This window comes from Psychrobacter sp. AOP7-A1-24, assembly GCF_052376235.1.
Lineage (GTDB): Bacteria > Pseudomonadota > Gammaproteobacteria > Pseudomonadales > Moraxellaceae > Psychrobacter.
In genome coordinates, this window is sequence record NZ_JBQSVM010000010.1 from 13,449 (window position 1) to 34,782 (window position 21,334).

A 21,334-nucleotide genomic window follows, 5' to 3' on the forward strand; every position below is an offset into this window, starting at 1 on the left:
AATAAAATTCGACCGAAAAATAGCCTCAGCAGACAATCAGAAAGCGTGAATAGACATGCTGTATTCTCATAGAGAATAATTCTGACAAAACTATAAATGAATAACAATAGATATAGTGTAGCCGATTTTGTGGTCGGGACAAAGATACCGTATTAGCTATTTGAGAATTTACCTATTTTAGGTGTGCTGAATCCTGCCTACTCCTTTACTTTGACATCTATCCGTTCTTTTATTTCCATACCATTTATTAGGAAGCTTTATGACGACCTTAGCAGACTATCTAAACCAACATGCCACTAACCCTGCACTCAACGACGTAATTACCACTGTCACTGATGTCGGTAAGACGATTTCACAATTGCTCAGAAAAGGGGCGTTAGCAGATATTTTGGGCGAAGCCGGTAACCAAAACGTTCAAGGCGAAGATCAGAAGAAACTTGATGTACTAGCCAATGACTTACTGTTAGATGCATTGGCAAAAAACACACATTGCGCTGGTGTTGCTTCAGAAGAACTTGATGACGCGACTCCTGCTAATGATGATGGTAGCCTACTGGTATTATTTGACCCATTAGATGGCTCATCAAATATTGATATCAATATGGCAGTGGGTACAATTTTTTCTGTTTTACCGTATGAGCGTCAAGGTCAAACCAGTGAAAACAGCGACTACCTACAGGCAGGCACTAAACAGCTAGCAGCAGGTTATCTGCTATATGGTACCTCTACTGTCCTAGCATTGACTATCGCTGATAAAGTTGTGATGTTCAGCCTAGATCCAGATACTTCTGACTATGTGCTGATAGAAGGCAATGTTCAAATCGATGCCGATACGAGCGAGTATGCTATCAATAGCTCAAACTATCGCTATTGGCGCGCGCCTATGCAGCAGTACATTGACGAACTAATCGCTGGTGAAACTGGCGTACGTGGACGCGATTTTAATACGCGCTGGGTCGCTGCTATGGTAGGTGATGTGCATCGTATCTTATGCCGTGGTGGTTTATTCACCTACCCGTTTGATACCAAATACGCTCATAAAGCGGGTAAACTGCGCTTAATGTATGAAGCCAACCCAATGAGCCTATTGATTGAACGCGCAGGTGGCGGTGCGACAGACGCTGTCAATCGTATCCTAGATATCGAACCGACTGATATCCATCAGCGTGTTCCTGTGGTACTCGGTAGCAAAAACGAAGTTGATTACGTGAAAGACTTACACGTAAATTATTCTGAAAAATAATTGATTTACGCGCCTGTTAAGCACAATCAGCAGAATGCTAAATCCATAATAGGTATTTTGCTGATTATCTAAACGTTTCTTTTATCCTTCTCTAAGCGGTCCACTATGGTATTAAATCCCACCGAGCTGATTACCTCAGATAAAAACACAACCGTGAAGCTTGTAAAAGCACTACTGTCACAAGCACGACAGCGTAAAAAGAACGGTCAGACAGTCATAGAAGGCGTCCATTTGATAGATGCTGCGCTACGCAGTGACTACCCTTTCGCCCAGATACTACTGTCCGAATCAGCGCGTAGCCACCCTGAAGTTCAACAGGTACTCACTCGTCTGCCGACTTATACACCTACTCTTACTTTGTCAGATTCACTTTATGAGAGTATCCGTAGCTTAGGTACTGGCATCGATATCATGGCAGTTATTAAGGTGCCAACGCCTAGCCTAGCGAGAATCAATGAAGACTGCTTAATATTGAACGACGTGCAGGACAGTGGAAACGTTGGTACACTACTACGTACAGCAGCAGCCGTCGGCATCCGCAACATCTTATGTACCAGTGCTACCGCGCAAGCTTGGTCACCTAAGACGCTACGAGCAGGTATGGGTGCACAGTTTGCCCTGACTATCTATGAAGGCTTGAGTACACAAGATATTTTGGATCAAGTACAAGTACCACTGCTAGCGACTAGCTCTCACACAGACACTATCATTTACGATCACGATTTATCTGCGCCCGTGGCTTGGGTTATGGGTCATGAGGGTCAAGGCGTCAGCGACGATCTAATGCAGTGCGCATCACCGATAGCCTTACCGCAGCCGAATGGTCAAGAGAGCTTAAATGTAGCAATTGCTGGCTCTTTATGTCTGTATGAGACCTTACGTCAAAGACAATACTCTTAGCATCCATTTATAACTGCCATTAAAACCCTGCCTATCAAGCATAAAAAAACCCACTATCAATTGATAGTGGGTTTTTCGTTATACGTATATTACTAATAATAATAGTCAAAAAAGTCTAAAACCGATACAAGGCAGCCGACTGCAGATTGTACGAGTAGTACATCTAAGAAGGGTAACACCGTAGCGGTTTAGTACTTCTTTGAATATATACTAAACCTTGCTAGTTAGCTCAGGCAGTGCTTCGAATAGATCCGCTTCTAAGAAGTAATCAGCAACGCTAGCGATAGGTGCTTCTGGATCATTGTTGATAGCAACGATGACTTTAGAATCTTTCATACCAGCCAAGTGCTGAATCGCGCCTGAGATACCAGCTGCGATATATAGCTGCGGTGCAACGATTTTACCCGTTTGACCGACCTGCATATCGTTTGGTACGTATCCTGCATCGACAGCAGCACGTGATGCACCAACAGCAGCGCCTAGCTTATCAGCTAATGGCTCAATGTATTTAGTGAAGTTTTCACCGTTTGCTAGTGCACGACCACCAGAAACCACGATACCAGCTGAAGTCAACTCTGGACGATCTGACTTAGCCATTTCTTCATTAACAAAGCTAGCTTTACCAGTTTCTTGTACGTTATCGATAGTTTCGACAGTCGCTGAACCGCCTTCGCTTGCCACTGGGTCAAACGCAGTGGTACGTACGGTTAGTACAACTTTGTTTTCTGTTGTTTTCACTGTTGCTGTCGCATTGCCTGCATAGATAGGACGCTCAAACGTTTGCGCATCTACCACACCTGAGATTTCAGACAACATGCTTACGTCAAGTAACGCTGCAACGCGTGGCATAAAGTTTTTACCAGTCGTGGTTGCAGCCGCTAAGATATGGTTGTAATCACCAGCGATATCGGCAACCAATAGCGCCACGTTACCTGCCAATTGATGCTCATAAGCAGCGTTGTCAGCCAATAGTACTTTAGTCACGCCTTCCGCTTTTGCCGCTTCGTCAGCTGCTGCTTGTGCAGCACTACCAGCAACCAATACATGGATATCATCACCCATTTGTTTAGCAGCAGCGATAGTGTTCAAAGTTGCCTTTTTTAGACTGGCATTGTCATGTTCTGCATATACCAAAATTGCCATGGTTTTAGTCCTTTTTTATTCGTATCGTCTATTCACGTCATGAGATTGTCTGTGTACAAAATTACGGGTATGGCGAATATTAAATCAACCTAATCAAACGGGTAACTCTGTACATGATATGCCGTAGCGAAGTCTTAGATTACTTTAGCTTCGTTTTTTAGCTTCTCAACCAACTCATCTACTGAACCTACTGTAATACCAGCTTTACGGTCAGCAGGTGGCACAACTTTAATAATTTCTTGCTTAGATGTCATATCAACACCGAAATCAGCTGGTGTTTTTTCATCAAGTGGCTTTTTCTTCGCTTTCATGATGTTAGGCAATTTGGCATAACGTGGTTCATTCAAACGTAGATCAGTCGTGATAACTGCTGGCAAATCAAGAGCAACCGTTTGTAGACCGCCATCGATTTCACGTGTTACGTTTACTTTGTCGCCTTCAACTTTCACTTCTGATGCAAACGTACCCTGACCAATACCCATCAATGCTGCTAGCATCTGACCAGTTTGGTTATTGTCATCATCGATTGCCTGTTTACCTAGTAAGATAATATCAGTACTTTCAGTTTCAGCGATATTTTTTAGAATCTTAGCAACTTGTAATGGATATGGTTTTTCGTCACTTACTACTAACACACCGCGGTCAGCACCTAACGCTAAGGCTGCACGAATCTGCTCTTGTGATTCTTTTGGACCGATTGAGGCAACAATGATCTCATCAATGACGCCAGCTTCTTTTAGACGAACCGCTTCTTCTACTGCGATTTCATCAAAAGGGTTGATTGACATTTTAGTGTTTGATAAGTCAACGCCAGTGTTGTCGGCTTTTACACGAACTTTTACGTTATAATCAATGACACGCTTGACCGCTACTAATGCTTTCATACGTTCCTCGTTTATTAATGTTATGAGTTAAAATTTGTCAGTTAAGAACCAAAGTTTCGTTGTGGTTCAAATTGTCGTTCAAAATACTGCTCAAGGTTATTACTACATCAACAGAATATAGTTAACTAAGAGATTTGAGCCAATATCTAAGAGCATATTAGCATTGTATCTCTTACTAATGAAATCTGTTAAAGCTAAGCCAACCGTTATTATCAGACCTATGTATCTTGCGTGAGCAGGCAGATAAGGTCAAGACACCGCCGTGAATAATGCGTCATAAATTTGTCAACATTCTACAATAGATAGTCTATAAGCACTTTGTTCTACAACTTTTGGGTTCAATAATCTTAAATACTCGTACCTTTATAGCATTCTCAGCCTTGAGGTTACTTAATATTTTGTTATTATTTATCTCTTTGAAGTTAATAGATAAGAATAACTAGCTCATCTAGACCTATGATTTACTATTCTTACTAGAGTTAATTAATAATTCACTGTCACGTATATCATCAAATAAAGACCAATCAGGTTCGACATTATTATTCTTAATGACACTCATATCACCTGTCGTCTCCATAATTACCGCAAATACTTCTGTTTTCGCTTTGATGCCGTTTTTACGTAGAACTTCTTGGACATCACTAGTGCTAAGATTGGCTTCCTTAAGATTATCTTCTAAGTATTTACCGTGAGCCATTATAATAATAGCTTGATTGTCTATCAGCGCTTTTAGTGGCTTTATCCTGCGCCTGATGACTGAAATAATACCCTGAATTAAAAATAACACCGCAACAGCAAATAATCCCTGAAATAGAGACGGCTTATCTGACAACACAGTCGACGCCAATATACTACCAATACCAACGGTCATTGCAAAATCATAGCTTGATAACTTAGAAAAACTACGCAGACCCATTAGCCGAGTAAACAGCATGAGCCCTGCATAAAAACCTACTGCAGATAAAGAAATTCCAAGCACCTGTTGCCAGTCAATTGAAAGCCAATTTTCCCATTTCATAATACAACCTTATCCATTACATCTCTATTAAACCAGCATTCGTCATTACCTGATGATGTTAATTCTTAAAATCAATAGCACTTTGTAATCGCGAAAAGATTCCATAAAAAAAGCAACCTGATAAGAGGTTGCTTTTTTTTAAAGTTGGTACAGTATTTTTATTGTTTTAACAAACAAAGTAATCAATGCAAATTGATAATCTTGTAGCAATCAAACCAACTGAAATTCAGTTAGCTCAATAATTCATAAGATTAGATAGCTTCGATTTGCTCAGCTTGTGGGCCTTTTTTGCCATCACCTAAGATGAAAGACACTTTTTGGCCTTCGGCTAAAGTTTTGAAACCGTTACCTTGGATAGCGCTGTAGTGAGCAAATACGTCTTGTCCGCCATTGTCTTGAGCGATAAAACCAAAACCTTTAGCTTCATTAAACCACTTTACAGTGCCTTCAACTTTATCTGACATAAATTTTCCTGACTCTTTAACTGTTGGCGAGACGTGTGTCATCACCGATTAATTGATATATACCCTAATACTTTCTGCTAAATGCAGCGGTCAAAAATACAAAATAACCATAAAGAAAACTTGGATTTTTTACCTTAAATATTTTGAGTACAGTCTGATTATAACAGCTTTCCATAGGAGTAACAGTCTAAATTGCTGATTTTTGTAAATAAATACTAACCATTGCATTAAGCTAATATCAATAGCGCCTAGTTTTATATCTTATTGATATAAAACATTTTTTATTTTTAAATACGCTGCAGATTTACAGGTATATCTATAAGTGATCAGATCAGCACAAAAAATAGTATGTTGAAATACTGATTATTGTAACGGCGATGTTGGCAACCATGCTGAACTCAATACGAGCAAACATAACGCAAAAAACACCAACGAAAATGACTGACTGTAGGCAATATATTTGGGTGGAATGACCAGATCTTTAGGAGAATCAGGAATGCCTTTGCGCTTCAATAACTTGGTGCCATATATCCAGCCAAAGGTCGTGTAGATACCATATGCCGCAGGAACCGCAATCGCTAACGGGGTCAAATCGATGACATATAAAGCCACCACTGATACAAAGAACCATAAGGTATCTAACAATGAACTGACTTTAAAAAATTTAGATTGAGGCAGTTTGCCATCAGTCTGTTTGAGCATCTCTCCTTCTATCCAAATTAAAACTGCTACCACAGCGCTAAGAGTAATATATACGAATTGCGGCGTTAGCCAGTCTGGATAAGATATTTGCACAGCATACAACCTATTATCTATAGAAAGTGGGAATGAAGCATTTATCTGCTTCGCATACTCAAAAATGGATGAAAATAATGACGAATGTTAGCAGCAAAGACGCTCTGACCAATGTCAAGATGCCTGCTTATATTGGGTAGTGATTACTGATTTTCAACCAATAATCCTTATTCAAATCAAAGTTCAAAAAACCTATGGATCAACCCGCATAAAAAAACCCGTGCTATCAAGTGATAACACGGGCTACTTAATTCTAAAGCAGACTCTTATCTATATGAGCCTTAGTTTTTGTCTTTATCGATGATTTTGTTACCACCGATCCATGGCATCATGCCACGTAGCTTAGCACCAGTGGTTTCGATCTGATGGTCCGCGTTGTTACGACGACGCGCCGTCATTGATGGGTAGTTGGTTGCACCTTCAGAGATGAACATCTTCGCGTATTCACCAGACTGAATGCGTTTTAGTGCGTTACGCATGGCTTCACGTGACTGCTCGTTGATGACTTCAGGACCAGTAACATATTCGCCGTACTCAGCGTTGTTACTGATTGAATAGTTCATGTCAGCGATACCGCCTTCATACATCAAATCAACGATAAGCTTTAGCTCGTGTAGACACTCAAAATAAGCCATTTCTGGTGCATAGCCCGCTTCTGTTAGCGTCTCAAAGCCCATTTTAACCAGCTCTACTGCGCCACCACAAAGTACGGCTTGCTCACCGAATAGATCCGTTTCAGTTTCATCTTTAAACGTTGTTTCGATGATACCTGAACGACCGCCACCAACACCAGCAGCATACGATAATGCTAACTGTTTGGCTTGTCCAGAAGCATCTTGGTAGATAGCGATAAGGTCAGGGATACCGCCGCCTTTAGTAAACTCTGAACGTACAGTATGACCTGGTGCTTTTGGAGCAACCATGATGACATCAAGATCACCACGTGGTACAACTTGGTTATAATGAATGGCGAAACCATGAGCGAAAGCTAACGTAGCGCCCTCTTTGATATTTGGTTCGATCACATCGTTATAAAGCTCTTTTTGGAACTCATCAGGCGTCAAAATCATGACGACGTCAGCCGCTTTTACCGCGTCTTCTACTTCAGCAACTTTTAGACCAGCATTTTCTGCTTTTTTCCATGAACCTGAGTTGGCGCGTAGACCAACAGTTACATCGACGTCTGAGTCTTGTAGGTTAAGCGCATGTGCATGGCCTTGTGAACCATAACCAATAATAGCAACTTTTTTACCTTGGATAATTGATAGATCACAATCTTTGTCATAATAAACGTTCATAAATAGAGTCCTTGTTCTCAATCATGGCTTGCCATGGATAGTAAGCGCTTATGCTACAGTCAATATAATATAACCAAGATAAGCGCTTTGTTGATTAGAAAAATAAATCTTAATTAAACTGGTTTTAATAAATACCTAAATGCTGAGTGTCTTTTCACCACGGGCTATACCGATGACACCTGAGCGAACCACTTCCATAATACGCTCACGGCCAAGCACATCGATAAATCCATCAAGTTTGGCTTTGTCGCCCACGATTTGAATCGTATATAGGTTCGAATTTACATCAACGATTTGTGCACGGAAAATATCTGCGCTGCGTTTAATTTCTTCACGAATACTGCCTGTTGCACGAACTTTGATGAGCATCAATTCACGCTCAACGTGTACATTCTCGGTCAGATTAAGCACTTTAACCACTTCAATCAACTTATGCAATTGTTTGGTGATTTGCTCAATTCTTTCAGGTGATGTAATGGTCGTGACCGTTAGACGTGAGATACTTGGATCATCAGTAGGTGCGACGTTCAATGTTTCGATATTATAGCCACGTTGTGAGAACAAGCCGACTAAACGCGACAACGAACCCGCTTCGTTTTCCATCAATACCGAAATCAGATGTTGTTGTTGCATTAGGTACGCTCCCCTTTTGTTAACCACATATCACGCATGGCCTGTCCAGCGATTTGCATTGGATATACATGCTCATTACGATCGACATAAACATCGATAAATACCAGTTTGTCTTTTATAGCCATTGCTTCAGCCAATTGTGCTTCCATGGTCGCAGGATCAGTGATTTTAATACCTACGTGACCATAACTTTCAGCCAATTTGACAAAATCTGGTAAGGAGTTCATATAAGACTGGGCATGACGACCTTCATACAACATATCTTGCCACTGCTTCACCATACCAAGCTGCGCATTGTTCAGGTTCAAGATTTTGACTGGTAGATTGTACTGTAGGCAAGTCGATAGCTCTTGGATATTCATCTGAATAGAGCCTTCACCTGTAATACACACCACATCACGCTCAGGGTTAACAAGTTTCGCTGCCATTGCATATGGCAAACCAACACCCATCGTACCTAGACCACCTGAGTTCAACCACTGCCGAGGCTCATCGTATGTATAGTAAAGGGCTGCAAACATCTGATGCTGACCAACATCACTAGTGATAATAGCTTTGCCATCAGTGACTTTGCACAACGCCTGTACGGCGCTCTGTGGTTTGATGCCATTGTCTGTGCTGGTGTCATAGCGTAAGCCATGACGCTTGCGCCACTCATTGATTTGTGACCACCAGTCTAGCAATGCGTGTTGCTCTAATTGCTTATCGTGACCAACGATATCTAGCATGTCCGTTAAGACAGATTTTACATCGCCTACGATAGGAATATGCGCCATAATCGTTTTTGAGATTGACGCTGGATCAATATCGATGTGGATAATGGTGGCATTAGGGCAGAATTTTTTAACGTTGTTAGTCACACGATCATCAAAACGCGCGCCGACAGCCAAAATTACATCAGCATGATGCATACTCATATTGGCTTCGTAAGTGCCATGCATACCTAGCATACCTAAGAACTGACGATCTGAGCCAGGGAACGTACCAAGACCCATCAAGGTATTGGTCACAGGTAAATTCAGGCGATGCGCAAGATCTGTTAACTCTTCGTGCGCCTTACTCCAAATCACACCGCCGCCTGCATAAATAACAGGACGCTGCGCTGCTAATAGCGTCTCAACAGCTCTTTTTATCTGTCCACTGTGACCTTTGAGTGAAGGCTGGTATGAACGTATGAATACTTCTTCTGGATACTCGTATGCGTGTTTTTCGCTAGGCGCAGTCATATCTTTTGGCACGTCGATAACAACAGGACCTGGACGTCCAGACTGCGCGATATGGAATGCCTTTTTGACAATCGCAGGAATCTCGCTTGCATGGCGTACTTGAAAACTATGCTTAACGATCGGACGAGATACCCCAACCATATCTGTTTCTTGGAAGGCATCTTCACCGATCAGACTACTTGGTACCTGACCTGAAATCACGACCATCGGTACTGAATCCATAAAAGCTGTTGCGATCGCCGTCACAGTATTTGTAGCACCAGGTCCTGAGGTTGCCAATACAACGCCCGTGTTACCCGTTACTCGCGAATACGCATCTGCCATATGACCGGCCGCCTGCTCATGGCGTACCAAGATATGTTCGATTGCTTCTTGCTGAAACAGTGCATCATAAATGTGTAAGACGGCACCACCTGGATAACCAAAGATGTACTCGACACCTTCGTCAGTCAGTGCTTGCACCAGCATTTCAGCACCCGATAGCATCACAGGCTGTGCACTACCTTCTGCAAGACGTTGTTGCTTTTGCTCAAAATTTTTGGCGGCATTACCCGTTTGGGTGTGTCCCGTCATGTTCGGACTTTGCGTGGTTTGCGTCACTGTCATCACCTTTTTTTGCGGCGAGAATTTGCGGGATTCTATGAGCAAAAATAATCACTTATCGTCATTATTCCCACTACCTGAATTATCGCTAATTCTTGTCCATATCAAGAATATCTGCCTAGTCAGTTTCATCAGAAATGTCTTGTGCGACAATACTAATCAAACATAGCAGTGTATTTTAGGTCAGCTCTGTGATAGATGTTTATCGATATACAGTGACAAGATGCGAGTGCATCTATAAAAGAAGGCGCTTATTATTGAATAATTCATACTAGTAAGTATTTACTGTGAATTTATTTATACAGATGCATTAGTACAAACTATAAAAAACTTCAGAGCCAATGCCAAACAGTAAGATCTTTAAAACTTACAATAGGCTTGAGCGAAATCTCTTAACGGCATACTAGTTCGCATTTGATACAACTACTAAAAGCACATTTAGCACATTTCAAATAATAAGTTTATCTTAGTCATTGTAGACAGATAAGTCCGGAGACAATGTATCGCTAACAATAGTAGTCATTGTGCCACCATGCTTGCTATATCATTATCACAAAGGAAATAAAACTGCGTAAGCTACTGATAAGTACTTCGTAGTTTTATTTCTCAAGTGCCACGGCCACATCATAAAAGCCGCTCACTGACCAATCAACTGCTATTATATTCGACGGTTTGCGAGTTATTGTCAAGAAAAACTTCTAAAGCCTATTACAAACTATTAGTTATCAATTAATATACATTGATAAGTATTATTTGCTAAAATCAGATGTCGATACATTATTACTACCAATAAAACGTTCAAGTGTTATATTTACACTCATATACATTTGATTTTTATTAATTATGAGGTTCGCTACTATGGCGTATACGTCTAAGATAAATACTACTGCTAAACTTTTGATGAGTACTGCGTGTATGCTAATGCTATCTATGAATGCCAGTCAGGCTATACAAGTTTATAAATCTATTGGCGCGCACGGTGAAGTGAAATACAGCCAACATGCACCGCAAACTGGCAGCAATATCGAACTGATTGAGTTTCGTAGTGACGGTAGACAAAACAACGCAGGACAAATGGCAGGAAAAACAGATCCCAATCAGAGCAGCAACGCCCAAACTGCAGAAGAGCAGCGAGTGGCGGCACTTGAAGCACGTATTAAAGAACAAGAAGCTCAGGCTAATGCTCAACGCTGCCAGTCATTGCGTAACAACTTGACCAATCTAAATGTAGGCGGACGTATATACGAGATGGATGCTAACGGTAAACGTGAATATTTAGATGGTCGTGAGATTGAGCTTAAGCGCGAGCGCGTACAGCAAGCAATCACGCAGTATTGCTCTAATTCTTCTACCTAGTTAGATCTCTTGATAGCAAATATCAAACTATCATAAGCTGCATTACGTGACGAATGGCTGCTGGCATATCCTGAGCTTGTAGCCCTCGTTGCCCTACTAACAATGTATTGGTGTCGCTATAGTGATTATTCACCTGATTGACTAATACATCTCCTGCAAACCCATGTATAAGAACTGCTTGATGTAAGCTGCACGCCTCTGCTGATAGATCTTGCTGTGCCAATAGCCCAGCGGTCACCCCAGAGAGCACATCACCCATACCAGCGGTTGCCATGCCAGCATTACCTACATTACAGACGTATATTTGCTCTTCTTGCTCTAACACTAACGACCCTGCCCCTTTTAGCACCCAGTCACCACCATATGTCGTAGCACACTGTTTTATAGCTTGTAGTCTATCTGACTCAATCTCACTGACTTTCTGATCGAGCAATCTAGCTGCTTCGCCACTATGTGGTGTCAAGCAAACCCGATGATGAGCGCTATATTCTCTTAACTCTGTTACCAGCTTATGGTTATCTATATGCAGTGACGCCAAATGATAAAGCCCGTCGGCATCAATCACAATTAACTTTTCGTCTGCTATCGCAGCCTGTAAATAATCAATAAATAACGCTTTGGCTTTTTGGTCACGACCAAGTCCCATCCCAATAGCAACGACACTGGCCTGTTTAATTAAGTCTTTTACGCCGCTTGCGTCATGCAAATTAATAGTCATCGCATCTGGCAGTGAGGTCAGCAATGACCCATGAAAATTCTCATGGCAGGCAACGGTAATCTTCCCAGCACCTGTCGCCATCGTACTGGCCGCAGACAGTATTGCAGCACCGCCCATACCTTGAGAGCAATCGACGCGATTTCCACCAATGACCAGCACATGTCCATAACTACCTTTATAGCTGTTTTGGCGTCGCGGCTTCATACTATGTGCAGCCGTCAGCAGCGTAGCAACTGGCTCAAATGCTTGATTGGAATTTTTCGCAGCTATCATATGATGTTTAGCTGTTTGGTGAAGCACCATTTGATAAGGTATCAACGGTATATCAACTACGTCTCCGCTATAGTCTGTACCATCTTTAGTGTGTAGACCAAGCTTACGGGCAATCAGGCACAAAGTCACTTCAGCTTGTATTGCTATTCGATCGAACACTTCACCAGTAGAGGCTACTAATCCACTCGGAATATCAACTGCAATTGCCAGTGCGTCATTTTGCTGAGTAAGACGATTAAAAGTACTAATAGCTGATTTGTAAGCGCCTTCTGGTGCACGATCTAAGCCAATACCAAACAGTGCATCGATGTATATATCAGCTGGCAAGCCTATTTTATCCGAGTCATTGTGATCAATCATGTCTTCAAATCGTTGATAGCTACAACTGCTCGCTAGTGTTATCCGTAATGCTTTTGTCGCATCAGTTATACGATTATCACTTCCGTCTTTATCACTAGGAGTTTTAGAAGCTGCTGACTGTACATCAATATTCAAATCATTTTCGCTAAAGCCAACCGTTATTACTTCTACTTGCCAGCCAGCTTGCTGTAAATAATGAGCAATAAGCCAGCCATCACCACCATTGTTACCTTTCCCTACCCAGATACTCACTCGACGTGAATGAGCACTACGGTGATAAACGTTAGTGCTGGCAGAATGGCTAGCACTGACCTCTCTTTGCTCATGAATCTGCTCTATTTGCTGCACCATTTGCCAAGCTGCTTGTTTCATCAAAGCAAAGCTATCGTACCCTTCTGCAAACCAAGCCTGCTCCATCGCATAAACCTGCTCACTACTGTATAGCGCAATCGGTTTTCTATTTTTTATAAGTGATAAATCGGCACTATTTTTCATAACTTATCCTTGGTATTTCTACTAATTTCTTATTTTATCTGAATTTGATTGTTCATCTCTGATAACAGCTTATCAAAAGCTTACGGCGGCTTATGTATCAATATGAATGTGAGTTTATTGTCTTTTATACTTGCACTCATTGCTCACTGGCTTATCATAGCGGTATTCACATTATCTCTGATTATTAGCTATACACAACCTGACTGAAATAAACGAGAAATCACCTAATAAGCACCTACTTTCTATGTCTACTGATAAAAACAAAATTGCCGTCACAAACCCAACTGTGTTTGCAACCGTAGCAGATGTTAAGCAATGGATTACAACGCAAGCACAGACATTGGGATTTGCTGATTGTGGCTTTTTATCCGTACACCATCCTTTATTTACTAAGCAAATTGAACAGCTACAGAAGTGGCTTGCTAAAGGCTATGAAGGTCAACTACAGTTTATGCACAACAATCATGATCTACGCGCTCACCCTGACCAACTAGTCGAGGGCGCAAAAACCATCATCAGTGTACGTATGGATTACCTAACTCAAGCACCGACGCCGCGCGCTGTCACTGATAACGACCATCCAAATAAAGGTATCATTGCGCGTTATGCAAGAGGCCGCGACTACCATAAAATCATGCGTAGTCGTCTAAAGCAATTGGCCTTGAAGATAGAAACAATGCTCCCTGAATGGCAACATCTAGATATCGGTTCAGAAAAAAAATTTGTGTTTAGACCTTTTAGCGACTCGGCGCCTATCTTTGAGCGGCCTATTGCCGATGCAGCAGGTCTTGGGTGGACAGGTAAGCATACGCTACTTATAAACAAACAAGCTGGCTCATTCTTTGTACTCGGTGAGCTGTTTTTGAGCCTTGAGCTGCCCGATGACAAACCAGTCAAGGAGCATTGTGGTAGTTGTAGCGCTTGTATTGATATATGCCCTACTCAAGCGATTGTAGCACCCCATGAACTCAACGCCTCGGCTTGTATCTCCTATTTGACTATCGAGCATGATGGCATTATAGATACCAAGTATCGACGCGCGATAGGCAATCGGGTCTTCGGCTGTGATGATTGTCAGCTAATCTGTCCTTGGAATCGCTATGCCAATCTTACTACCGTTGATGACTTCGCCCCAAGGCATGGGTTAGATAATAGTAGCTTACTTGAACTGTGGCAGTGGGAAGAGGATGATTTTATGAAGAACACCCAAGGTAGCCCATTAAGACGCACTGGCTATGTAAATTTTTTACGTAATATCGCTATTGGACTTGGCAATGCTAATGCCAGCTTAGAAGTGATCGAACAGTTGAATTCAAAACTAACCATGCACAATGACATGCTAGATGAGCATATCGAATGGGCCTTAACTGAGCAGCAGAGTAAGCTGGATTTGGTTAATTAATACCATTTTACGGTCATCAAATTCTATTAAGACAAGATAGTTGTTTGAAATGTATAGTATGCAAAAAGCCTCTTAATAATAAGAGGCTTTTTTAATTAAACTACTATATTTGAAATATATTGTTTTTATAATCGTCTTTTCAAATACTATGGTTTTGGAATACGTAATACTTGGCCTGGATATATTTTATCTGGATCAGACAACATTGGCTTGTTCGCTTCAAATATTTTCATATAGTCGCCAGATGAACCATAAACTTCTTTAGCAATCTTAGACAGGCTGTCACCAGATTTTACCGTGTACATTGTAGATTCAGGTGCATCTTCTTCAATGTCGATATTGTCGATAACTTTTGCGACGTTTTGTACATTACCAATAGCGATGATAGCCTTTTCACGATCAGCTTGGGTTTTAGCATTACCACTTATTTCTGCAGTATCTGTAGAACCATTATATTTAATCTTTAGATTACTGATATCAAGATTTTGCTGCTGAATACGGCGCAGCAGAATGTTCGCAACTGATTGCGCACTCGGCTCACTACTCTCGACTGGTGTATTAACATCCGCTTTCGTTTCTGTCTTAGCGTCATGCTTTTCATCATCACGGTTAAAAATCTTATCACCGATATCTTTTGCAAAGCTAAACATACCCATATATCTACTCCTTGAAATATTGTTATTTATCGTTGTTTCAATAAAGCACGTAGTCGAAAAACATGTTAAATATCTGACTAGTGCTTTTTCCTATGAATCACCATTATGAGTATAAACAAAGTAAACTGAGGTAGACAGTAAGAGTATGTTGAATAATGTTGAATTGACGTAGCCAATGTTAATTTCGATTGTCCTGTTTAAAGTGTTAGTCATATGCTCATAAAAAAACCGCCTATCTATAAGATAGGCGGCATCATAATTTTGCTAAATAAGTAGCAAATTATAGTTGAGCTTGTACGTAATCGATTGCTTTTTGAACAGTAGTCAATTCTGCAGAATCTTCATCAGGAATAGTGATACCAAAATCACTTTCAAATGACATAACCAATTCAACTAGGTCTAGAGAATCGGCACCTAGGTCTTCCATAAATGAAGCATCGTTGTTGATTTCTTCAACATTCATGCCTAGTTGCTCAGCTACTGCTGCTTTTACTCTTAACTCGATATCATTACTCATGTAGATCACTCCGTTATCATCTATTATTTTTAATAAACTGCCATAGCGTCTTATTTAAACTCTATAGCATGATATATAAAATGCGTTTGCCAGACTAGTATTACTGTCTGAGTACTTTATGACATGTTATACAGTCTGTCTGATGTCTAATAAAGCCCTGCTATCATACAGGGCTCTGACTCAAAAGTATCCGTCATTATAGCACCCTTTATTATAGTTTACACTCGTTCACACAGTTTTTTATTATAACTATGTAACGCTCGTATATTGACTACATATACATGCCACCATTGACGGGAATAACAGCCCCTGTGATATAGCTGGCCTCATCGCTAGCTAAGAAATGTACCGCTGCAGCGATGTCTTCTGGCTGACCAAGACGACTGATAGGTACAGCATCTAACATAGAGTTCAATAGGCGCTCATCAAGCTCATCTGTCATATCCGTTTCGATCAAACCTGGTGCCACGCAATTGATGGTCACTTGACGTGAACCAATCTCTCGTGCAAGCGTACGGCTAAACCCTTCTACACCTGCTTTAGTCGCAGCATAATTGGATTGGCCTGCATTGCCCATTTGAGCAACGACAGAGGTGATGTTGATAATACGGCCGCGGCGTGCTTTCATCATGCCACGTACGGCACGTTTGCTCATGCGATATATTGAGGTCAAATTGGTATCGATAACATTTTCCCAGTCATCATCTTTCATGCGCATCAGTAGGCCATCTTGGGTAATACCTGCATTATTGACCAATACTTGTACCGCGCCATAAACGCTTTCAATCTCTTCAAACAACTTATCAATTTGAGCAGTATCACGTACGTCTAAAACACGACCAATACCGCCAGTATCATGAAGATAATCATCGATCAGCTCAGCGCCCTTCTCTGTGGTCGCGGTTCCAATGACAAAATGCCCTTCTTTGGCAAAACGTTTGGCCACTGCCTTACCAATACCTCGGCTAGCACCAGTTACTAATGTAATTGTACGGCTCATGATAACACCTCCAATAATTTTTCTAGACGGGCAGGCTTGTCAGTAGGATAGCTTGCGATTGGCTGTGCCTGACGCTTCGCCAAATTGCTCAGTACATTACCACTGCCACATTCGATTAAGATATTAATTTGTTTATCAGCTAGCTCTTGCATGGTTTTTGACCATAGGACAGGTTCGCTTAACTGTTCGGTCAATGCTTGTTTGATACCTACCGCACTGGTTTCAACGCGCGCATGACGGTTTTGTATCACTGGAATGGTTGCTTGATCAAACTTAATATCCGCTAATATCTCAGTCAATGCATTGCTGGCAGGTTCCATAAGAGCGCAATGAGACGGTACACTTACTTTTAGAGGAACAGATTTTTTGCCAGTGTTTTTGACTTTATCAACAACAGCGTTAACACCAGCAGCGTTACCCGAAATAACCACTTGTCCGGGACTATTAAAGTTGGCTGCACCAACCACGGCATCTTCAACGTGCTCGGTGGCTTGTTCACACAAGTTTTCGACACGGTTATCTTCTAGTCCCAATACTGCAGCCATAGCAGTATCGACGCCTACAACGGCCTCTTGCATCAACTGGCCACGCTTATGTACCAAAGTGACTGCATCACCCAGCGATATCACATTGGCAGCACACAGGGCACTGTACTCACCCAGAGAATGACCAGCTAAATAACAAGGTGTCTCTTCTATTTTTTGTTGTAGGACACGCCAAATAGCAATACTAGCTGTCAAAAGCGCAGGCTGAGTGTATTGAGTTTGATTGAGTTTTTCTTCGTCCTGACAGATTGCCCACAAATCCTCACCAAGCGCATCACTCGCTTCGGTAAATGTATCGCGTATCTCTGGATAGATTTCAGCAAGCTCACTCGTCATTGCGACTGCTTGAGATCCTTGACCAGGGAAGATAACTGCGATACGAGCGGGTTGCTTTTTTACCATATCGGGTACAGAAGCCATAACCAATATTCCTTATCTGATTAGAAATATCCCTAAAAACAATGGGGTGTATTATATTATTAGATGTTATACAAAGCCGCTACTTAAATTATTTATGTAAGAAAACGGATTGTCAGTAAACTATACACTGACAAACGCTATTATCATAGCGGATGCAAACCAAACAGCAATAGTAACGCTGCCCAAATTAGAGGAGCAGATTATATCAGCACATTTTCAAATCTACTAAAAATAACAAGCAAATTGAGCAATGAGTCTAGCTACAAATGACAAAAAACCAAGTTATCCAGCCACATAATATATGATAGCGAAATAACTTGGCTTTTTTTAGCTCAAAACTTATTGACTAATAACAATTAGACAAAAATAATAATAGTCACCAGCACTATTATTATCTTCGCCTAAGCTGTCATAGAGCCAATGTCTTAGGCGTCTTGGCTGACTTTGAACAGTTGACGACCACGGTAGAAACCATCTTTAGTCATGTGATGACGACGATGTTTTTCACCAGTAGTAGCATCTACGCTTAGTTCAGCAATTTCCATACGGTGATGTGAACGGCGCATGTCACGACGAGAACGGCTTTTACGACTTTTTTGAACAGCCATGATATAGCTCCTATACTTAAAAGGGATAAGCTTGAAATTCAGCTTAAGTCGATACTGACAGAGGCTATGTAATCATAACAACCTAAGTCTTAAGCATCATTAGTTAAATAGATTGCCACTCACATAAAACACTAGCTAAGGCAGAATTCTATAAAAAATTTACCCAGTTAGTTTCTATCAGCAAGCAACAGGTTGCTCGAATGCAATAAACCGGACATTATACGCATGTTTATTAAATTAATAAAGCCCTGCCTCGCACTCTTCTGTACAAAGCTGATAAAAGGTTTTTAAATGCATCGAGTAGATAATTTTGGTGCTTATAGTTTGCCTTTTAGCGAGGCTAAGGCAGCAAAAGGGTTTTCGCTTTCCTCTTCTTCTGGTATCTCGCCAAACTGCTCAACAGACATTTCACAATCATCGTGCTTTGGCGCCATTGGCATTTTGAGCAAGATCTCATCTTCTACCAATTTCTTAAATGGTAATAGACGCTCTGGAGATTGCTCAGTGACGATCTCATCCAGCAACAAATAGTCTTGCTCTTCATCAACCAAACGTACCTGACTGTCATTTTCTAGTAACGCAATGTCATAGTCATCAGACAAATCTATAGCGATTGGTTGCAAACAGCGCTGACAAGTTAGCCAAACCTCACCAGTTAACGTAAATGCTAGGTGCAAGACGTTATTGTGACGATACAAGTTGGCATCGAGCTGTATGCCTGACTGTTCATGCTCAGTACTTAGAGTAGTAGCAAGACGATCAAACGAGTTTGGTTTTACCTCTCCTGACCATTCATAACCAGTGTCTGCCCATTTATCTAAGGAGATGTTCTCAGGCATACCAGTAGATGCAGGCGCTTTTTTATTGTCATCGTGCGATGCTGACGGTTTAGTTTCTGGAGTGCTTGACATGCGCGGCCTCATTGATCAAAACGGTGTATAATATTGCCTGCCATACTAACGGAAAGTACCATATTCTGCTAGCGATAGTATGTTAAGATTTTTTGATAGTAAATTTGTTTAAGCTCCTTTACTACTTACCTTTTTATCTAAAGTTTTTTGTCTTTAGTATCTATTAAGTCAATGTCTTCTCTATGAATCTATCCAATAATAAAATTGATTTTTCTGATTTGCTTCCTGCTGTTGTAGCAAGTTCGTTGCTTCAGCAGCTTACTAAATCAGATAGTCGTACTGAAAATACACCTAATAGTAAACTGTATCTCGATACAAATGTAGATTTAACCGAGTGGAGAAATCAATGGCAAGGATTGTCTACTACTCAGCCCAATAGTACTCACTCAACAGAATCGATAGTTGATAGCGAACGATTATCTACCGATTGGCTGATGCAGCTATTTAATACTTTGTTTTCTGATCAGCAAGTTATATTGGCTCGTAGCGATAATGAGCCTGAGTATTTTCCTGCTCAGGGTAATAAACCTGCGAGAATTGAATTTGCCCATGGATTTTTTGCAAGTGCGCTTCACGAAATCAGTCATTGGTGCGTAGCTGGTGTCACTCGCAGGCAGCTGCCTGATTTTGGCTACTGGTATGCTCCAGATGGACGGTCAGCGGCTCAACAACAAGCATTTGAGCGTGTAGAAATCAAACCTCAAGCATTGGAGTGTTTGTTTACTTTGGCTTGTGGACGGCACTTCCAAGTCTCACAAGATAACTTGTTTGCCGACTTCGATACTAGTAGTAGCACCTTCGCCAGTGATGTTTATAAACAGGTAGAAAGCTATATATCCAAACCTCATACGCTGCCACGTGACGCTAAGACTTTATTAACTGTATTACTTAGCGTTTGTAAGACGTCTTCATCTGAAATCAACGCTTAATTTGACTTACTTAGCTTCCCTACTTATTAACGATTTTCTACGGTTGGTAACGCCTTACCACTAAACTTATATCCGCTTTAAGCTATACTGGTAACTGAAGTGATATTTTTTGAGATATCAATCTACTTCACTTTTAAAGTAACTTTTCTAAAATATTCAGTAATTGAATCACATCTAATCTATTAGGAAAAAAATTTTCTCAATTAAAAATCAATAATTATAAAATAAGGAACCACTATGGAAGTTTTCTATATTCATCCCGACAATCCGCAGCCACGTCTCATTGAGCAAGCCGCTAACCTATTACGCAAAGATCAATTAATCATTTACCCTACTGATACCAGTTACGCTTTTGGTTGTCGTTTGGGTGCAAAAGACGCTTTAGCTAAGCTTAAACAAATCCGTCAACTTGATGATAAACATCAATTTACACTACTTTGCCGCGACTTAAGCGAGATTGCCAACTACGCAACAGTTGATAACGTGCAGTTTAAACAGCTTAAAGCCCACACCCCTGCCCCTATTACTTTTATTCTTAATGCCACCAAAGACGTACCGAAAAAACTAGCTCATGCAAAGAAAAAGACTATTGGTATTCGTGTACCTAGCAATCCTATTGCTCAAGCATTATTAGAAGCAATGGATGAACCTATCTTGACCAGCTCTTTAATCTTGCCTGATAGAGACGATATTTTGGACGACCCATTTGAGATTGAAGATTTACTGGATAACCAAATTGATGGACTGATCAACGCAGGTATAAAAACGACCAAACTTACTACTATCGTAGACATGACTAGCAGTATTCCGGAGGTCATTAGACAAGGTGCAGCCGATGTAGATTCATTATTACTCTAAAAGGCCAATAATATAATTGGTCAAATTTAAGACAAAAAAAAGCTCCAATTCAATTGGAGCTTTTTTTTGAAATATGTCT

General features: G+C 41.0%; 21 protein-coding genes. 6 read left to right on the forward strand and 15 right to left on the reverse strand.

The window, feature by feature from the left end; genetic code table 11:
* The first annotated feature begins 259 nt into the window (after nt 1-259).
* Nucleotides 260-1,243, forward strand: coding sequence for a class 1 fructose-bisphosphatase (locus ACT3QQ_RS05135; protein WP_444527185.1), 984 nt, complete (start codon nt 260-262; stop codon nt 1,241-1,243).
* A gap of 105 nt (nt 1,244-1,348) precedes the next feature.
* The gene (locus ACT3QQ_RS05140; RefSeq protein ID WP_444527186.1) at nt 1,349-2,143 is read left to right on the forward strand and encodes a TrmH family RNA methyltransferase; all 795 of its coding nucleotides are present in this window, start codon (nt 1,349-1,351) and stop codon (nt 2,141-2,143) included.
* Nucleotides 2,144-2,353: 210 nt separating this feature from the next.
* Here ACT3QQ_RS05140 and ACT3QQ_RS05145 read toward each other — a convergent pair whose 3' ends face one another.
* The 8 genes from ACT3QQ_RS05145 to ACT3QQ_RS05180 all read right to left on the reverse strand — a co-directional run bounded on the left by ACT3QQ_RS05145 (nt 2,354) and on the right by ACT3QQ_RS05180 (nt 10,090).
* On the reverse strand, nt 2,354-3,286 hold the full coding sequence (locus ACT3QQ_RS05145) for an electron transfer flavoprotein subunit alpha/FixB family protein (RefSeq protein ID WP_444527187.1): 933 nt from the start codon (nt 3,284-3,286) through the stop codon (nt 2,354-2,356).
* A gap of 134 nt (nt 3,287-3,420) precedes the next feature.
* A complete protein-coding gene (locus ACT3QQ_RS05150) occupies nt 3,421-4,170 on the reverse strand; it encodes an electron transfer flavoprotein subunit beta/FixA family protein (protein ID WP_444527188.1) in 750 nt (249 codons plus the stop codon).
* A gap of 454 nt (nt 4,171-4,624) precedes the next feature.
* Entirely contained in the window at nt 4,625-5,188 is a 564-nt protein-coding gene (locus tag ACT3QQ_RS05155; protein WP_444527189.1) for a DUF421 domain-containing protein, read from the reverse strand.
* A gap of 251 nt (nt 5,189-5,439) precedes the next feature.
* Nucleotides 5,440-5,652, reverse strand: coding sequence for a cold-shock protein (locus ACT3QQ_RS05160; protein ID WP_057758834.1), 213 nt, complete (start codon nt 5,650-5,652; stop codon nt 5,440-5,442).
* Between the two features lie 363 nt (nt 5,653-6,015).
* Complete coding sequence (locus ACT3QQ_RS05165; protein ID WP_444527190.1) at nt 6,016-6,447, reverse strand: hypothetical protein; 432 nt, start codon at nt 6,445-6,447, stop codon at nt 6,016-6,018.
* A gap of 281 nt (nt 6,448-6,728) precedes the next feature.
* Entirely contained in the window at nt 6,729-7,745 is a 1,017-nt protein-coding gene (gene ilvC, locus ACT3QQ_RS05170; RefSeq protein ID WP_444521769.1) for a ketol-acid reductoisomerase, read from the reverse strand.
* 135 nt (nt 7,746-7,880) lie between these two features.
* Nucleotides 7,881-8,378, reverse strand: a complete 498-nt coding sequence (gene ilvN / locus ACT3QQ_RS05175; RefSeq protein ID WP_444521770.1) for an acetolactate synthase small subunit — start codon at nt 8,376-8,378, stop codon at nt 7,881-7,883.
* On the reverse strand, nt 8,378-10,090 hold the full coding sequence (locus ACT3QQ_RS05180) for an acetolactate synthase 3 large subunit (protein WP_444527220.1): 1,713 nt from the start codon (nt 10,088-10,090) through the stop codon (nt 8,378-8,380). The genes ilvN and ACT3QQ_RS05180 overlap by 1 nt, the downstream gene beginning before the upstream one ends.
* Nucleotides 10,091-11,065: 975 nt before the next feature.
* On the opposite strand from ACT3QQ_RS05180, the gene ACT3QQ_RS05185 reads away from it, so the two are divergent.
* Nucleotides 11,066-11,563, forward strand: a complete 498-nt coding sequence (locus ACT3QQ_RS05185) for a DUF4124 domain-containing protein (RefSeq protein WP_444521391.1) — start codon at nt 11,066-11,068, stop codon at nt 11,561-11,563.
* 22 nt (nt 11,564-11,585) lie between these two features.
* Here the strand turns inward: ACT3QQ_RS05185 and ACT3QQ_RS05190 are convergent, their stop codons facing one another.
* Nucleotides 11,586-13,409, reverse strand: a complete 1,824-nt coding sequence (locus ACT3QQ_RS05190) for an NAD(P)H-hydrate dehydratase (protein ID WP_444527191.1) — start codon at nt 13,407-13,409, stop codon at nt 11,586-11,588.
* 244 nt (nt 13,410-13,653) lie between these two features.
* Between ACT3QQ_RS05190 and queG the strand changes: the two genes are divergently transcribed.
* A complete protein-coding gene (queG, locus tag ACT3QQ_RS05195) occupies nt 13,654-14,811 on the forward strand; it encodes a tRNA epoxyqueuosine(34) reductase QueG (RefSeq protein ID WP_444527192.1) in 1,158 nt (385 codons plus the stop codon).
* Between the two features lie 146 nt (nt 14,812-14,957).
* Here the strand turns inward: queG and lysM are convergent, their stop codons facing one another.
* The 6 genes from lysM to ACT3QQ_RS05225 form a co-directional block, all read right to left on the reverse strand.
* Nucleotides 14,958-15,467 carry a peptidoglycan-binding protein LysM gene (lysM, locus tag ACT3QQ_RS05200; RefSeq protein ID WP_444521388.1) on the reverse strand — a complete coding sequence of 170 codons (510 nt, stop codon included), beginning with the start codon at nt 15,465-15,467 and terminating at the stop codon, nt 14,958-14,960.
* A gap of 280 nt (nt 15,468-15,747) precedes the next feature.
* Nucleotides 15,748-15,984, reverse strand: coding sequence for an acyl carrier protein (gene acpP, locus ACT3QQ_RS05205; protein WP_444521387.1), 237 nt, complete (start codon nt 15,982-15,984; stop codon nt 15,748-15,750).
* A 271-nt stretch (nt 15,985-16,255) separates the two neighbouring features.
* A complete protein-coding gene (fabG, locus tag ACT3QQ_RS05210) occupies nt 16,256-16,984 on the reverse strand; it encodes a 3-oxoacyl-ACP reductase FabG (protein WP_444521386.1) in 729 nt (242 codons plus the stop codon).
* Nucleotides 16,981-17,949 (reverse strand): ACP S-malonyltransferase, encoded by a 969-nt coding sequence (gene fabD, locus ACT3QQ_RS05215; protein ID WP_444527193.1) that lies wholly within the window; start codon nt 17,947-17,949, stop codon nt 16,981-16,983. Before fabD ends, fabG begins: the two co-directional genes overlap by 4 nt.
* Before the next feature lie 425 nt (nt 17,950-18,374).
* Nucleotides 18,375-18,557: a 50S ribosomal protein L32 gene (gene rpmF / locus ACT3QQ_RS05220; RefSeq protein ID WP_057758809.1), complete on the reverse strand. Its 183-nt coding sequence runs from the start codon at nt 18,555-18,557 to the stop codon at nt 18,375-18,377.
* Nucleotides 18,558-18,874: 317 nt separating this feature from the next.
* On the reverse strand, nt 18,875-19,468 hold the full coding sequence (locus ACT3QQ_RS05225; protein ID WP_444527194.1) for a YceD family protein: 594 nt from the start codon (nt 19,466-19,468) through the stop codon (nt 18,875-18,877).
* 182 nt (nt 19,469-19,650) lie between these two features.
* Between ACT3QQ_RS05225 and ACT3QQ_RS05230 the strand changes: the two genes are divergently transcribed.
* Nucleotides 19,651-20,397: an elongation factor P hydroxylase gene (locus ACT3QQ_RS05230; RefSeq protein ID WP_444527195.1), complete on the forward strand. Its 747-nt coding sequence runs from the start codon at nt 19,651-19,653 to the stop codon at nt 20,395-20,397.
* Nucleotides 20,398-20,634: 237 nt separating this feature from the next.
* Nucleotides 20,635-21,255 carry an L-threonylcarbamoyladenylate synthase gene (locus tag ACT3QQ_RS05235; protein WP_444527196.1) on the forward strand — a complete coding sequence of 207 codons (621 nt, stop codon included), beginning with the start codon at nt 20,635-20,637 and terminating at the stop codon, nt 21,253-21,255.
* The last annotated feature ends 79 nt before the right edge of the window (nt 21,256-21,334 follow it).